A 1,210-nucleotide genomic window follows, 5' to 3' on the forward strand; every position below is an offset into this window, starting at 1 on the left:
TCCCAAGACACTGCCCGCCACTCCGAAAGGGGGGCGGGCTTTTTGTCGGCGAACGCAGTGCTTGCATTCTTGAGCGCGATGGCCAGATTTCCGATGTAGTTTGGTGTTGGGGGAGCGACCATGCCATTCTCATCGCTCACGGATCCGGTGGACATTGCGCGCGCCCAGGCGGCCTTGGATGCGGCCTGGGAGGCCATCAGGCCAGCCCTTGATGACGGCCACGACCTGCAGCTCGAACGGGAGCGATTGGCCTATATTGTCGCGAACCTGGTGATGATCGCTATTGATGATGAGGACCTGGCAAGGCGTGCGCTGCAAAAGTTCAGGGCCCACGCCTGACGCGTCATCATCGTCTGCGGGCGGGCCGACTGCACGCGGCGTCTCATCGAAACTGGCGAAATCTTCGAGCCGGCGCGAATGTCCGGGCAGGCATGGAACCGGAGGCGCCGTCATGTGTTTGTGGGGCGTCCCGGCGCCGCAATCCCCTTCTGGCGTCATGACTGCCTGAGCCCCGCCGCTTCTGCCGGACGGCGGGGCGCTGGTTTTGGCCATCGGCCGCTCCATCCCGCTATCGCACGGCGGGTTTCGCTGGCCCAGCGGTCCTGCCGGTTGCCGGTGGGGATGCCTTCAGAGCCGCCCGGCGTTTCGAACCGAGGCGGCCGACCAGATCGCCGACGAACAGGACCTCACGGGTGAGGGCAGATGCGCCGCCTCGATCGGTCTCCTTCAGGCGCTGAGCAGTTCCTGCGCCGAACGCTCTGCTTTCACTAGGGAGGCTGCCGGGGGACGATGAAGAGGTAGGCCGTCTATCAAATCCCGGATTCTCGTGCGGGATTTCGATTGGCATGTTCGCCGCTTTCAAAAATGAACGCCGGCGAGCGCGCGTGGCGCGCTCGCTATAGGGCTCGGGCTGTCCGGACCTGCCCGCCTATTGCGGGTTTGTCGCAACCGTCTGCGTTGCGCCCGCCTGCTGTTGCCGTGGGAAGCGCGGCTGGAGCTGGTCTTCCGGATTGACCGGGAAGGGGAAACCAAGGACCGTTGACCGGCCGCGAACCCGGTTCTGCGCTTGGCATTTCTTGATGCATTCCGTGGCTGGCGGAGCGACCTCGACCGCGTCCTCGCCCATCACCTGGCCCATGCGACCGCCACTCGCCACGTCCCAGCGGGATACGCCGCCGCAATGACGCACGGTCGCGGGGCTGTTGGGGAC

At 65.4% G+C, this 1,210-nt stretch carries 2 protein-coding genes; one reads left to right on the top strand and one right to left on the bottom strand.

Annotated elements, in window-relative coordinates; translation table 11 throughout:
* The first annotated feature begins 120 nt into the window (after positions 1-120).
* A complete protein-coding gene (locus AC1D34_RS37735; protein ID WP_476827050.1) occupies positions 121-339 on the top strand; it encodes a hypothetical protein in 219 nt (72 codons plus the stop codon).
* 589 nt (positions 340-928) lie between these two features.
* Here AC1D34_RS37735 and AC1D34_RS37740 read toward each other — a convergent pair.
* Positions 929-1,210 (bottom strand): hypothetical protein (locus tag AC1D34_RS37740; protein WP_476827051.1); only part of this gene is annotated, 282 nt, incomplete at its 5' end.

This window comes from Allobosea sp. P1_A7, assembly GCF_056406775.1.

Bases quoted from the DNA above. Each gene is read 5' to 3' on its own strand.
- AC1D34_RS37735 (WP_476827050.1), top strand. From the start codon at position 121: ATGCCATTCTCATCGCTCACGGATCCGGTGGACATTGCGCGCGCCCAG.